Below are 13,786 nucleotides of genomic sequence, written 5' to 3' on the forward strand. Positions count from 1 at the left end.
TTCTTAACGTGCGGGAACATGTAAGGTTTTCGGTCCATCTTCATAACCGACGATTACCATAGAAACCATATTTAAAAATAAGCCGTGTTCAACGACGCCAACCAAGTTGTCTAAATAAGAACCTAAAGCTTCTGGATCTGTAATTTTTTCTAAATGCAAATCGATGATATGGTGGCCTCCATCTGTTATTAATGTTTCGCCAGCAGCGTTTAGACGAAGTGCTGGGTGATAGCCTTTTTCTTCAAATAAATGCACTAGTTGGCAGCTGCCATAAGGGACAACCTCAACAGGAAGTGGGAAAGCCCCTAAATCGTCCACCATTTTTGATTTATCCACAATCCAAATACATTTCTTTGAATAAGTGGCCACAATTTTTTCAAAAAGTAAGGCAGCGCCACCGCCTTTGATTCCTTGAAAATCAGCGCTGATTTCATCGGCGCCATCAATCGTAAGATCCACATACGGAACCTCATCAATACCCTTTAAAGGAATGCCCAAGGCTAAGGCTTGTTTCTCTGTTTCTTTTGAAGTAGTAACCCCTACGATTGACAATCCTTCTTCTTTTACGCGACGACCAATTTCGTCTACCATAAATTTTGCTGTTGAGCCAGTACCCAAACCGACAATCATGCCGTCTTCTACATATTTTGCAGCTTCGATTCCTACCATTTGTTTCAGATTCATCGCTGTTTTCCGCCCCCTTCAATAGTCAAAGATATTGTACCGTTATTTAACTAAAAAAGATAGAAAGTTTTTGAAAAAGTCATAAAAATTTTTAAAGGAAAAGTGCGTTTAAATAGAAGGAAAAGCTTTTTTTCGAAAGGCGAAAGAAGAGGGTTGACAGCTGATACTTATCGTGGTATCCTAACAAAGGTGCTTTATCTACAGGTTCCTTATAGGGACGTGCTGACTGTCTATCAAAGCATATTTGATAAAGAGTGCAGAGATTGCATTATTTTTTATCGCGAAAAAAGAACCACCTGGATGTGTGGAACTAGAAGCGAAGTAAGGAAGGAGGAGAACAAGGAATGCCTACAATTAACCAATTAGTACGTAAACCTCGTAAATCTAAAGTAGAAAAATCTGATTCACCAGCCTTAAACAAAGGATATAACAGTTTTAAGAAAACTCAAACAAACGTTAACTCTCCGCAAAAACGTGGAGTTTGTACACGTGTGGGTACGATGACACCTAAAAAACCGAACTCAGCTTTACGTAAATATGCCCGTGTTCGTTTGTCAAACTTAATCGAAGTTACAGCTTATATCCCAGGTATCGGTCACAACTTACAAGAACACAGCGTGGTATTATTACGTGGTGGACGTGTAAAAGACTTACCAGGGGTACGTTACCATATCGTTCGTGGTGCGCTTGATACTGCCGGTGTTAACGACCGTAAACAAAGCCGCTCTAAATACGGAACAAAACGTCCTAAAGCTTAATTATAATAAGACAATAACAACTTGAAAAATCATATTTCGGAAGGAGGAGTTACGGATGCCTCGTAAAGGTCCTGTTGCAAAACGTGATGTTTTACCAGATCCAATTTATAACTCAAAATTAGTAACTCGCTTAATCAACCGTGTAATGGTTGACGGTAAACGCGGGATTGCTGCTAACATTATCTATAATTCATTTGATATCATCAAAGAATCTACAGGTAACGATCCATTGGAAGTTTTTGAACAAGCAATGAAAAACGTTATGCCTGTTCTTGAAGTTAAAGCACGTCGTGTTGGGGGTTCTAACTACCAAGTACCAGTTGAAGTTCGTCCAGAACGTCGTACAACTTTAGGTTTACGTTGGGTAGTTAACTACGCACGTCTACGTGGTGAACACACAATGGAAGAACGTCTAGCGAAAGAAATCATGGATGCAGCTAACAACACTGGCGCTTCTGTTAAAAAACGCGAAGACACACACAAAATGGCAGACGCAAACCGCGCATTTGCTCATTATCGTTGGTAAGATCCTCTCTGTCTGTCGCGTAAAGTGGCAGCAGAAAGTCAATTTACAATCGATTTAAATAAAGAGAGGAGTAAACATACAAAATGGCAAGAGAATTTTCACTTGAAAAAACTCGTAACATTGGTATCATGGCCCACGTTGATGCTGGTAAAACAACAACTACTGAGCGTATCTTGTACTACACTGGTAAAATCCATAAAATCGGTGAAACCCATGAAGGTGCTTCACAAATGGACTGGATGGAACAAGAACAAGAACGTGGTATCACGATTACATCCGCTGCGACAACTGCACAGTGGAAAGGCTACCGTGTAAATATCATCGATACTCCAGGACACGTGGACTTCACAATTGAAGTACAACGTTCTCTACGCGTATTAGATGGTGCGGTAACAGTTCTTGACTCTCAATCAGGTGTAGAACCTCAAACAGAAACTGTTTGGCGTCAAGCGACTGAATATAAAGTTCCTCGTATTGTATTCTGTAACAAAATGGATAAAATCGGTGCGGACTTCTTCTATTCAGTAGAATCATTACATGATCGTTTACAAGCAAACGCTCATCCAATTCAAATTCCAATCGGAGCTGAAGAAGACTTCACTGGAATCATTGACTTGATTAAAATGAAAGCTGAAATCTACACAAATGATTTGGGAACAGATATTCAAGAAACTGATATTCCTGAAGATTATTTAGAAAAAGCGCAAGAATGGCGCGAAAAATTAGTTGAAGCTGTTGCTGAAACTGACGAAGACTTAATGATGAAATATCTTGAAGGTGAAGAAATCACTGAAGAAGAATTAGTCGCTGGTATCCGTCAAGCAACAATCAACGTTGAGTTCTTCCCTGTATTAGCTGGTTCAGCATTCAAGAATAAAGGGGTTCAATTAATGTTGGACGCTGTTCTTGATTACTTACCATCTCCATTAGATATCGATGCTATCAAAGGGATCGATACTAAAACAGACGAAGAAACAACTCGTCCAGCTGATGACGAAGCACCTTTCGCTTCATTAGCATTTAAAGTTATGACTGACCCATTCGTAGGTCGTTTAACTTTCTTCCGTGTTTATTCTGGTGTCCTTGAAAGTGGTTCATACGTATTGAACGCTTCAAAAGGCAAAAAAGAACGTATCGGTCGTATCCTACAAATGCACGCCAACACTCGTCAAGAAATTGACAAAGTGTACTCTGGTGATATCGCTGCTGCTGTTGGTCTAAAAGACACAACAACTGGTGATACATTATGTGCATTAGATGCACCAGTTATTCTTGAATCTATTGAATTCCCTGACCCAGTTATCCAAGTCGCTGTTGAACCTAAATCAAAAGCTGACCAAGATAAAATGGGCGTGGCTCTACAAAAACTTGCTGAAGAAGATCCATCATTCCGCGTTGAAACAAACGTTGAAACTGGTGAAACAGTTATCTCTGGTATGGGTGAATTGCACTTAGACGTTTTAGTAGACCGTATGAAACGTGAATTCAAAGTTGAAGCTAACGTAGGTGCTCCTCAAGTATCTTACCGCGAAACATTCCGTGCTGCGACTAAAGCAGAAGGTAAATTCGTTCGTCAGTCTGGTGGTAAAGGACAATACGGTCACGTATGGGTTGAATTTACACCAAATGAAGAAGGTAAAGGCTTCGAGTTTGAAAACGCAATTGTCGGTGGTGTGGTTCCTCGTGAATACATCCCAGCAGTTGAAAAAGGGTTAGAAGACTCTATGAACAACGGTGTTCTTGCTGGTTATCCATTAGTTGATATCAAAGCAAAACTTTACGATGGTTCATACCACGATGTCGATTCAAATGAAACGGCCTTCCGTGTAGCTGCTTCTATGGCATTGAAAGCTGCGGCTAAAAATGCAAACCCAGTTATTTTAGAACCAATGATGAAAGTTACAATTACTGTTCCTGAAGATTACTTAGGTGATATCATGGGACACGTAACAAGTCGTCGTGGACGTGTTGAAGGTATGGAAGCACACGGTAACTCTCAAATCGTTAATGCGATGGTACCTTTAGCTGAAATGTTTGGTTATGCTACAACATTACGTTCAGCAACACAAGGACGCGGTACATTTATGATGGTATTTGACCACTATGAAGACGTACCTAAGTCTGTTCAAGAAGAAATCATCAAGAAAAACGGCGGCAACGCATAATTTTCCTTGAGAATAAAAGGTTTGTTTTTAGAACTATCCTTTTTTCAAGATTTCGTGTAAAATAGCTTATGATGATCAGACGATTTTTAGTAACGTCTATCACATATAAAACAAACAATAAAATTTATATTTTTAGGAGGAACATTCAAAATGGCAAAAGAAAAATTTGACCGTTCTAAATCCCATGTTAACATTGGTACTATCGGACACGTTGACCATGGTAAAACTACATTAACAGCTGCAATTGCTACTGTATTATCAAAACACGGTGGCGGGGAAGCACAAAGCTACGATTCTATCGATAACGCTCCAGAAGAAAAAGAACGTGGAATCACAATCAACACTTCTCATATCGAATATGAAACTGAAACTCGTCACTATGCACACGTTGACTGCCCAGGACACGCGGACTACGTTAAAAACATGATCACTGGTGCTGCTCAAATGGACGGAGCTATCTTAGTAGTTTCTGCTGCTGATGGTCCTATGCCTCAAACACGTGAACATATCTTATTATCACGTAACGTTGGTGTACCATACATCGTTGTATTCTTAAACAAAATGGATATGGTTGATGACGAAGAATTATTAGAATTAGTAGAAATGGAAGTTCGTGACTTATTATCAGAATACGATTTCCCAGGCGATGATGTTCCAGTTATCGCAGGTTCTGCTTTGAAAGCTTTAGAAGGCGACGAGTCTTATGAAGAAAAAATCTTAGAATTAATGGCTGCAGTTGACGAATATATCCCAACTCCAGAACGTGATACTGACAAACCATTCATGATGCCAGTCGAAGACGTATTCTCAATCACTGGACGTGGTACTGTTGCTACAGGCCGTGTTGAACGTGGTGAAGTTCGCGTTGGTGACGAAGTTGAAATCGTTGGTATTAAAGACGAAACATCTAAAACAACTGTTACAGGTGTTGAAATGTTCCGTAAATTATTAGACTACGCTGAAGCAGGCGACAACATCGGTGCTTTATTACGTGGTGTAGCACGTGAAGATATCGAACGTGGACAAGTATTAGCTAAACCAGCTACAATCACTCCACACACAAAATTCAAAGCTGAAGTATACGTATTATCAAAAGAAGAAGGCGGACGTCACACTCCATTCTTCACTAACTACCGTCCTCAATTCTACTTCCGTACAACAGACGTTACTGGTGTTGTAGAATTGCCAGAAGGTACTGAAATGGTAATGCCTGGTGATAACGTTGCTATGGACGTTGAATTAATTCACCCAATCGCTATCGAAGACGGAACTCGTTTCTCTATTCGTGAAGGCGGACGTACTGTAGGTTCAGGCGTTGTTACTGAAATCGTTAAATAATTAACTTTTTAACTATAGCTTTAACCAGCGTAAAAAACTGGGGTATTCGGACGTAAGGCCAGAGAATTTATTCTCTGGTCTTTTTTTTGTTTAGAAATTGGCTGGCTAAAAAATAAGCCAATTGGCTGTTTTAGCAGACTTGTTTCTTCCGTATACTTGGAGAAAAAGGTTAGGTGATTTAATGGAAAAAGTATTGACGATTGCAGGCTCCGATTCAACTGGAGGGGCAGGGATTCAAGCAGATTTAAAAACATTTGAAGAGTATGGAGTTTTTGGGTTTTCAAGTTTAACCTCGATTGTGACGATGGATCCTACGACAGGCTGGTCGCATGAAGTGACTGAATTGCCAGAAACGCTCTTAGAAAAACAATTGATTTCGATTTTTGCAGGCGGTCCAGTAGCGGCCTTGAAAACAGGGATGATGGGCAATGAACAAAACATTAAAATGGCTAGCAAATACATTAAACAAGAGAAAATTCAAAAAGTCGTGATTGACCCAGTCATTGCTTGTAAGGGCACGGCACAAATTCTGCAACCAAAAAGTGTGGAAGGCCTAAAAAACGATTTACTGCCATTAGCATTAGTTGCTACGCCTAATTTAATTGAAGCGGGCATCTTATCTGGTTTAGGCGAAATTTCTTCCGTGGCGGAGATGGAAGAAGCGGCAAAACGAATTGTACAAATGGGAGCCGAACATGTCGTGGTTAAAGGGGGACATCGCTTAGCTGGTGAAAAAGCACTGGACTTGTTTTACGATGGTCACACCGCGCATCTTTTGGAAAATGAATTATATCCTACTGATTATAATCATGGTGCAGGTTGTACTTTTTCAGCGGCAATCACAGCTGGCTTGGCGAAAGGTTATTCGGTGTTAGAAGCAGTAACTTTAGCAAAAAAATTTGTAGCGGCGGCGATTAAACACGGTATTCAAGTTAATCCTTATGTGGGGCACGTATGGCATGGCGCATACACTTATGCGGAACAACGGATGCGTAAGAAAGAATAATATTTAGAACTAGAGGAGTCTGTCAAGGACTGGCTCTAGTTTTTTTGTGATAAAGAATAACAATAGTAGGTATTACGTTAAAAGAATGTTCAAATTTTTAAAAGAGGAGTAGAATAGAACTGTAATTGCAAAAAAAGAAGCGGAACATAGAAGGGGTATTAACTTTTCTGTGCTTCAGTTTAGAACGGACTGTGGTGTTTGTTTTGACGAACTACCGGAAAGCGACTTCTTTTTGTTTTGGCTTCAAATGGTATTTAATGGAGGGAATGCAATGTTAGAAAAAGAAACGTACAGTCAACTGTTTAAATGGTCTTTTTCAAAAAAGACACAAGTCACATACTGGGATGGTACCGTCAAAGAGTATGGGCAAGGGTCGGGGGATCCGGTTTTTAAAATTGTATTCAATGAAAAAATTCCTGTGAAGGATTTACTGAATAACGCTTCGTTAACTTTAGGGGAAGCCTACATGGATCGCAAAATTGAAATCGAAGGCGATATCCAAGCGCTGATTTATGATGTGTATAACCAAAAGGATAGCTTTTTACACAATGCTAAATTTATTAAATGGCTTCCTAAAGAAAGTCATTCAAAAAAACGCTCGCAAGAGGATATTCACAGCCATTACGATCTAGGAAATGATTTTTACAAAAAATGGCTTGACCAAACAATGACGTATTCGTGTGCCTATTTTAAAACGCCTGAAGATACATTAGAACAAGCGCAAGTGAATAAAGTTCATCATATTTTAGATAAATTGTTTATCAAAGAGGGCGACACTTTACTGGATATTGGCTGCGGCTGGGGCACGTTAATTTTAACTGCGGTGAAAGAATATGGAGCCAAAGCAACTGGGATTACATTAAGTGAAGAGCAATTTCATCATATTCGCCATATTATAGAAAAAGAAGGTCTACAAGATCGAATGACTGTCAAATTGATGGATTATCGTGATTTAAAAGGAGAGTCTTTTGACCATATTACGAGTGTCGGGATGTTTGAGCATGTCGGTGCAGAAAATCTACATGAATATTTTGACGTCGTTCAACGAAATTTAGCGCCTAAAGGTACGGCATTGATTCATGGGATCAGTCGCCAACAAGGCGGGGCTAAAAATGCTTGGATTAATCGTTATATTTTCCCAGGTGGCTATATTCCTGGTGTCACTGAGCTAGTCGGCCATATGACAGAAAACGACTTGCAAGTGATTGACTTGGAAAGTTTGCGCAGAGATTATCAATTGACGTTGGAACATTGGACAAAAAACTTCCATAATATAGAAGCAGAAATTGTTGACGAAAAAGGCGAGCGCTTCTATCGAATGTGGGACTTATATTTGCAAGCATGTGCAGCCTCATTCCAAGCAAGCAATATTGATGTTATTCAATATTTATTGGTTCATCCAGATAACAATGATATTCCAATGCGCCGGATTGGTTAATAGAATAAAAAAGAAAGAATTTGAGATTCTGGTAAAAAAGGAATCCCAAATTCTTTTTTTATAAAAATAGAATGAAAAGAATTGAAAAACAAAACAAATGCTTTTCAAAACAAGAAAAAAATCTTTCAAAAAAACGCAGAAAATCCTTGCTAACACTATCCTTTCATAGTATAATCAAAAAGGTGCTGTTTACAGGAGTGTAAAAAGCATTGGTAGATCAACGATTTGATTTGCCGGCTGTGAAGCGAGAGGTTGCGACACGCTCGGACGCTTTGCCATGAACGAGCATGCCGGATAAATTTTCGTGGAGCTATGTCTACTTTTAAAATAGGCGAAGGAGGGAACAAGATGGCAAAACAAAAAATTCGTATCCGTTTAAAAGCGTATGAACACCGTATTTTAGATCAATCAGCGGATAAAATTGTGGAAACAGCAAAAAGAACTGGAGCTGACGTATCAGGTCCGATTCCATTACCAACAGAACGCTCACTTTACACAGTTATTCGTGCGACTCATAAATACAAAGATTCTCGCGAACAATTCGAAATGCGTACTCACAAACGTCTAATTGACATTGTGAACCCAACACCAAAAACAGTTGACGCTCTAATGAAGCTTGACTTACCGTCTGGTGTTAATATTGAAATCAAACTATAAAATTAAGATGGAGGTGTACTCATGACCAAAGGAATCTTAGGGAAAAAAGTGGGAATGACACAAATCTTTACTGAGTCTGGTGAATTAATTCCAGTAACAGTAGTTGAAGCTACGCCAAACGTAGTTTTACAAGTAAAAACTGTTGAAACTGACGGATACGAAGCTATCCAAGTTGGTTACCAAGACAAACGTGAAGTTTTATCAAACAAACCTGCGAAAGGTCATGTTGCAAAAGCAAACACGGCTCCTAAGCGCTTCATTAAAGAATTCAAGAATGTTGAGCTAGGAGAATATGAAGTAGGTAAAGAAATCAAAGTAGATGTTTTCCAAGCAGGAGACGTTGTTGATGTTACAGGTACTACGAAAGGTAAAGGATTCCAAGGGGCAATCAAACGTCACGGCCAAAGCCGCGGACCTATGTCTCATGGTTCTCGTTATCACCGTCGTCCTGGGTCAATGGGTCCAGTAGCGCCTAACCGTGTATTTAAAAATAAACGACTAGCCGGCCGTATGGGTGGCGACCGCGTAACAATTCAAAACCTTGAAGTTGTTAAAGTGGACGTAGAAAGAAATGTTATCTTAATCAAAGGAAACATTCCTGGAGCGAAAAAATCTTTAATCACAATCAAATCAGCTGTGAAAGCTAAATAAGTGTAGGGAAAGGAGGAACTAAGGAATGCCGAATGTAGCATTATTCAAACAAGATGGAACTCAAAACGGTGAAATCACTTTAAATGAAGAAATCTTCGGAATCGAACCTAATGAAAGTGTTGTCTATGATGCAATCATCATGCAACGTGCTTCATTAAGACAAGGAACACACGCAGTTAAAAACCGTAGCGCTGTTCGTGGCGGTGGCCGCAAACCATGGCGTCAAAAAGGAACTGGTCGTGCTCGTCAAGGTTCAATCCGTTCACCACAATGGCGTGGAGGTGGCGTAGTCTTTGGACCAACACCGCGTTCATACAGCTACAAACTTCCTAAAAAAGTTCGTCGCTTAGCAATGAAATCTGTATTATCAGACAAAGTTGCTGAAAATAACTTGGTAGCAGTAGAAGGTTTAAGCTTCGATGCACCAAAAACAAAAGAATTCAAACAAGTTCTTGCTAACTTGTCTATCGATACTAAAGTATTAGTTGTTTTAGAAAATGGTAACGACTTTGCAGCTTTATCAGCTCGTAACTTACCAAACGTTTCTGTAGTAACTTCTGATAACGTTAGTGTGTTAGATGTTGTGTCAGCTAACAAAGTCTTGGCAACACAAACAGCTCTTACTCAAATTGAGGAGGTGCTTGCATAATGGAATTACTAGACGTAATCAAACGCCCAGTGATCACTGAAAAATCCATGTTAGCTATGGACGAAAAGAAATATACTTTCGAAGTGGACACTCGCGCAAACAAAACTTTAGTAAAACAAGCTGTTGAATCAGCATTCGATGTTAAAGTAGCAAACGTAAACATCTTAAACGTGCGTCCAAAATTCAAACGCATGGGTAAATATGCAGGTTATACAAAAAAACGTCGCAAAGCGATCGTTACATTAACTGAAGATTCAAAAGAAATTCAATTATTCGAAGCTGCTGAATAAGCAGTCCTGAACAATATCAACGTAGGAGGGAAATAAGACGTGGCGATTAAAAAGTACAAACCTACCACAAATGGCCGTCGTAACATGACAAGTTCTGATTTCGCTGAAATCACAACTTCAACACCAGAAAAATCATTGTTACAGCCATTAAAAAACAATGCCGGTCGTAACAACAACGGTCGCATTACGGTTCGTCACCAAGGTGGCGGTCACAAACGTCAATACCGTGTGATTGACTTCAAACGTAATAAAGATAACGTCGCAGCGGTTGTTAAAACGATCGAGTACGATCCAAACCGTTCTGCTAACATCGCGTTAGTTCATTACGAAGACGGGGTTAAGGCATACATCTTAGCACCAAAAGGATTAGAAGTAGGCATGCGCCTAGTATCTGGTCCAGAAGCAGATATTAAAGTAGGTAACGCATTACCATTGGAAAACATTCCAGTTGGTACAGTTATCCACAACATTGAAATGAAACCTGGTAAAGGTGGACAATTAATCCGTTCGGCTGGAACAAGCGCGCAAGTACTTGGTAAAGAAGGCAAATACGTATTAATCCGCTTAAACTCTGGCGAAGTTCGTATGATCTTAGCAACTTGCCGTGCAACAATCGGTTCAGTTGGTAACGAACAACACGAATTAATCAACATTGGTAAAGCTGGCCGCTCTCGTTGGATGCGTAAACGCCCAACTGTTCGTGGTAGCGTAATGAACCCTAACGATCACCCACACGGTGGTGGTGAAGGTAAAACACCAATTGGACGTAAAGCGCCAGTATCTCCATGGGGTCAACCAGCAATTGGATACAAAACACGTAATAAAAAAGCTAAATCAGACAAACTTATCGTTCGTCGTCGTACTAAATAATTTTTTTGACCATGTGTCGTACATTTTGAGAGGAGGTTCACCATGGGTCGTAGTTTAAAAAAAGGACCTTTCGTCGATGATCATTTGATGAAAAAGGTCGAAGCACAACAAGGTGCCGAAAAGAAAAAAGTAATTAAAACTTGGTCTCGCCGCTCTACAATTTTTCCATCATTCGTAGGTTTCACAATCGCTGTATATGATGGACGGAAACATGTCCCTGTTTACATTCAAGAAGACATGGTAGGACATAAATTAGGTGAATTTGCACCAACTAGAACTTATCGTGGCCACGTTGCTGACGATAAAAAAACTAAACGCTAATTTTGAGGGGAGGATATGCAAATGTCAGAACAAATTACATCAGCTAAAGCAACTGCAAAAACAGTTCGCACTTCACCTCGTAAAGCACGTTTAGTAATCGATCTTATCAGAGGGAAAAGCGTTGCGGATGCAATTTCAATCTTGAAATTCACACCGAACAAGTCTGCTGGAATCATTGAAAAAGTTTTAATGTCAGCAGTTGCTAACGCAGAAAACAACTTTGACTTAGACGTTGAAAGCTTAGTCGTATCTGAAGCATTTGTTAACGAAGGACCAACAATGAAACGTTTCCGTCCTCGTGCAAAAGGTTCAGCTTCACCAATCAACAAACGTACTAGTCACATCACAGTAGTTGTAACAGAGAAATAAGTCTCATGAAATAGGCTGTTTTCTTTATGAAAACAGAGCTTAAACATTTAAGAGGAGGGACAATCAGTGGGTCAAAAAGTACATCCAATTGGAATGCGTGTAGGCATCATCCGCGACTGGGATGCGAAATGGTATGCTGAAAAAGAGTATGCTGAATTCTTACACGAAGATTTAAGAATCCGTAAATTTATCGCAACAAAACTTGCTGATGCTGCTGTATCTACAATTGAAATCGAACGCGCTGCAAACCGTGTTAACATTTCAATTCACACAGCTAAACCAGGTATGGTTATCGGTAAAGGCGGATCTGAAGTCGAAAACCTAAGAAAAGAATTAAACAAATTAACTGGCAAACGAGTTCACATCAACATCGTTGAAATCAAAAAACCAGATTTAGATGCAAAATTAGTAGGCGAAGGAATTGCACGTCAATTAGAAAACCGTGTTGCTTTCCGTCGTGCTCAAAAACAAGCTATCCAACGCGCAATGCGTGCTGGCGCTAAAGGAATCAAAACTCAAGTATCAGGTCGTCTAAACGGTGCGGATATCGCTCGTTCAGAAGGATACTCTGAAGGAACTGTACCACTTCACACATTACGTGCGGACATTGATTACGCATGGGAAGAAGCGGACACTACTTACGGAAAACTAGGAGTTAAAGTGTGGATCTATCGTGGAGAAATTCTTCCAACGAAAAAAAACACTGAGAAAGGAGGGAAATAATCATGTTAGTACCTAAACGTGTAAAACACCGTCGTGAATTCCGCGGAAAAATGCGCGGTGAAGCTAAAGGCGGAAAAGAAGTAGCATTTGGTGAATGGGGTTTACAAGCAACTGAATCTCACTGGATTACTAACCGTCAAATCGAAGCAGCCCGTATTGCAATGACTCGTTACATGAAACGTGGCGGGAAAGTATGGATTAAAATTTTCCCTCACAAGTCTTACACAAGTAAAGCTATCGGCGTACGTATGGGTAAAGGTAAAGGGGCACCAGAAGGCTGGGTATCACCAGTTAAACGTGGTAAAATCATGTTTGAAATCGCAGGCGTTCCTGAAGAAGTAGCTCGTGAAGCTCTTCGTCTTGCATCTCACAAATTGCCGGTAAAAACTAAGATCGTAAAACGTGAGGAAATGGGTGGTGAATCGAATGAAGGTTAAAGAAATCAGAGAATTAACCACTGCCGAAATGCTAGATAAAGAAAAACAATTAAAAGAAGAATTGTTCAACTTAAGATTCCAATTAGCAACAGGTCAATTAGAAAACACTGCACGTATTAAAGAAGTACGTCAATCGATTGCACGCATCAAAACAGTATTGCGTGAACAAGCTAACTAATAGTGGAAGGAGGCCAAACGCGTATGACTGAAGAAAGAAATCAACGTAAAGTTTACCAAGGTCGCGTGGTATCAGACAAAATGGATAAAACAATCACAGTTGTCGTTGAAACAAAGAAAAACCACCCTATCTATGGCAAACGTATGAAATATTCTAAAAAATATAAAGCGCATGATGAAAACAACACAGCGAAAGTTGGAGACATCGTAAAAATCATGGAAACTCGTCCATTATCAGCTACAAAACGTTTCCGTTTACTAGAGGTAGTCGAAGAAGCAGTTATTATCTAATAAAACGAGAATTTCCTAATAGATTGAAGCACAAAATCTGAAAGGGGGATACACATCGTGATCCAACAAGAAAGTCGTTTAAGAGTCGCTGACAATTCTGGCGCACGTGAAATTTTAACGATCAAAGTCCTAGGCGGATCTGGTCGTAAAACTGCTAACATCGGTGACGTTATTGTTGCTACTGTCAAACAAGCAACGCCAGGTGGGGTTGTTAAAAAAGGTGAAGTAGTTAAAGCCGTTATCGTTCGTACAAAATCTGGCGCTCGTCGTGCTGACGGTTCTTACATCAAATTTGATGAAAATGCTGCGGTAATTATCCGTGACGATAAAAGCCCACGCGGAACACGTATCTTCGGACCAGTTGCACGTGAATTACGTGAAAACAACTTCATGAAGATCGTTTCTCTAGCACCAGAAGTATTATAATCTCGAGCCC

At 39.9% G+C, this 13,786-nt stretch carries 19 protein-coding genes; 18 read left to right on the forward strand and 1 reads right to left on the reverse strand.

Annotated elements, in window-relative coordinates; translation table 11 throughout:
• Positions 1 to 3: 3 nt before the first annotated feature.
• A complete protein-coding gene (gene rpiA / locus IGJ24_RS00685; RefSeq protein ID WP_002383851.1) occupies positions 4 to 684 on the reverse strand; it encodes a ribose-5-phosphate isomerase RpiA in 681 nt (226 codons plus the stop codon).
• A 344-nt stretch (positions 685 to 1,028) separates the two neighbouring features.
• Between rpiA and rpsL the strand changes: the two genes are divergently transcribed.
• The 18 genes from rpsL (at position 1,029) to rplN (ending at position 13,776) form a co-directional block, all read left to right on the forward strand.
• Positions 1,029 to 1,442 (forward strand): 30S ribosomal protein S12, encoded by a 414-nt coding sequence (gene rpsL / locus IGJ24_RS00690; RefSeq protein WP_002356190.1) that lies wholly within the window; start codon positions 1,029 to 1,031, stop codon positions 1,440 to 1,442.
• 55 nt (positions 1,443 to 1,497) lie between these two features.
• Positions 1,498 to 1,968, forward strand: coding sequence for a 30S ribosomal protein S7 (rpsG, locus tag IGJ24_RS00695; protein ID WP_002356191.1), 471 nt, complete (start codon positions 1,498 to 1,500; stop codon positions 1,966 to 1,968).
• Positions 1,969 to 2,051: 83 nt separating this feature from the next.
• Positions 2,052 to 4,133, forward strand: coding sequence for an elongation factor G (gene fusA, locus IGJ24_RS00700; RefSeq protein WP_002356192.1), 2,082 nt, complete (start codon positions 2,052 to 2,054; stop codon positions 4,131 to 4,133).
• Between the two features lie 150 nt (positions 4,134 to 4,283).
• Complete coding sequence (gene tuf, locus IGJ24_RS00705; protein WP_002356194.1) at positions 4,284 to 5,471, forward strand: elongation factor Tu; 1,188 nt, start codon at positions 4,284 to 4,286, stop codon at positions 5,469 to 5,471.
• Between the two features lie 181 nt (positions 5,472 to 5,652).
• Positions 5,653 to 6,477, forward strand: coding sequence for a bifunctional hydroxymethylpyrimidine kinase/phosphomethylpyrimidine kinase (gene thiD / locus IGJ24_RS00710; RefSeq protein WP_289865773.1), 825 nt, complete (start codon positions 5,653 to 5,655; stop codon positions 6,475 to 6,477).
• Between the two features lie 271 nt (positions 6,478 to 6,748).
• Entirely contained in the window at positions 6,749 to 7,915 is a 1,167-nt protein-coding gene (locus IGJ24_RS00715) for an SAM-dependent methyltransferase (protein WP_002391607.1), read from the forward strand.
• Between the two features lie 348 nt (positions 7,916 to 8,263).
• Complete coding sequence (gene rpsJ, locus IGJ24_RS00720) at positions 8,264 to 8,572, forward strand: 30S ribosomal protein S10 (RefSeq protein ID WP_002389727.1); 309 nt, start codon at positions 8,264 to 8,266, stop codon at positions 8,570 to 8,572.
• A 21-nt stretch (positions 8,573 to 8,593) separates the two neighbouring features.
• Positions 8,594 to 9,223: a 50S ribosomal protein L3 gene (gene rplC / locus IGJ24_RS00725; RefSeq protein WP_002356199.1), complete on the forward strand. Its 630-nt coding sequence runs from the start codon at positions 8,594 to 8,596 to the stop codon at positions 9,221 to 9,223.
• 25 nt (positions 9,224 to 9,248) lie between these two features.
• A complete protein-coding gene (rplD, locus tag IGJ24_RS00730; RefSeq protein WP_002356200.1) occupies positions 9,249 to 9,872 on the forward strand; it encodes a 50S ribosomal protein L4 in 624 nt (207 codons plus the stop codon).
• The gene (locus IGJ24_RS00735; RefSeq protein ID WP_002356203.1) at positions 9,872 to 10,162 is read left to right on the forward strand and encodes a 50S ribosomal protein L23; all 291 of its coding nucleotides are present in this window, start codon (positions 9,872 to 9,874) and stop codon (positions 10,160 to 10,162) included. Before rplD ends, IGJ24_RS00735 begins: the two co-directional genes overlap by 1 nt.
• A 39-nt stretch (positions 10,163 to 10,201) precedes the next feature.
• The gene (gene rplB / locus IGJ24_RS00740; RefSeq protein ID WP_002356204.1) at positions 10,202 to 11,032 is read left to right on the forward strand and encodes a 50S ribosomal protein L2; all 831 of its coding nucleotides are present in this window, start codon (positions 10,202 to 10,204) and stop codon (positions 11,030 to 11,032) included.
• 42 nt (positions 11,033 to 11,074) lie between these two features.
• The gene (rpsS, locus tag IGJ24_RS00745) at positions 11,075 to 11,353 is read left to right on the forward strand and encodes a 30S ribosomal protein S19 (RefSeq protein WP_002356205.1); all 279 of its coding nucleotides are present in this window, start codon (positions 11,075 to 11,077) and stop codon (positions 11,351 to 11,353) included.
• 21 nt (positions 11,354 to 11,374) lie between these two features.
• The gene (rplV, locus tag IGJ24_RS00750) at positions 11,375 to 11,722 is read left to right on the forward strand and encodes a 50S ribosomal protein L22 (protein WP_002356206.1); all 348 of its coding nucleotides are present in this window, start codon (positions 11,375 to 11,377) and stop codon (positions 11,720 to 11,722) included.
• A gap of 66 nt (positions 11,723 to 11,788) precedes the next feature.
• Positions 11,789 to 12,445 (forward strand): 30S ribosomal protein S3, encoded by a 657-nt coding sequence (gene rpsC / locus IGJ24_RS00755; protein ID WP_002356207.1) that lies wholly within the window; start codon positions 11,789 to 11,791, stop codon positions 12,443 to 12,445.
• Between the two features lie 2 nt (positions 12,446 to 12,447).
• Positions 12,448 to 12,882, forward strand: coding sequence for a 50S ribosomal protein L16 (gene rplP, locus IGJ24_RS00760; RefSeq protein WP_002356208.1), 435 nt, complete (start codon positions 12,448 to 12,450; stop codon positions 12,880 to 12,882).
• Positions 12,872 to 13,060 (forward strand): 50S ribosomal protein L29, encoded by a 189-nt coding sequence (gene rpmC / locus IGJ24_RS00765; protein WP_002383858.1) that lies wholly within the window; start codon positions 12,872 to 12,874, stop codon positions 13,058 to 13,060. The genes rplP and rpmC overlap by 11 nt, the downstream gene beginning before the upstream one ends.
• A 23-nt stretch (positions 13,061 to 13,083) precedes the next feature.
• Entirely contained in the window at positions 13,084 to 13,350 is a 267-nt protein-coding gene (gene rpsQ / locus IGJ24_RS00770; RefSeq protein ID WP_002359348.1) for a 30S ribosomal protein S17, read from the forward strand.
• A 57-nt stretch (positions 13,351 to 13,407) separates the two neighbouring features.
• On the forward strand, positions 13,408 to 13,776 hold the full coding sequence (rplN, locus tag IGJ24_RS00775) for a 50S ribosomal protein L14 (protein ID WP_002356211.1): 369 nt from the start codon (positions 13,408 to 13,410) through the stop codon (positions 13,774 to 13,776).
• The last annotated feature ends 10 nt before the right edge of the window (positions 13,777 to 13,786 follow it).

Origin of the sequence: Enterococcus sp. DIV0546, assembly GCF_051712785.1 — a bacterium.
In the GTDB taxonomy this organism is placed as follows: Bacteria; Bacillota; Bacilli; order Lactobacillales; family Enterococcaceae; genus Enterococcus; species Enterococcus faecalis.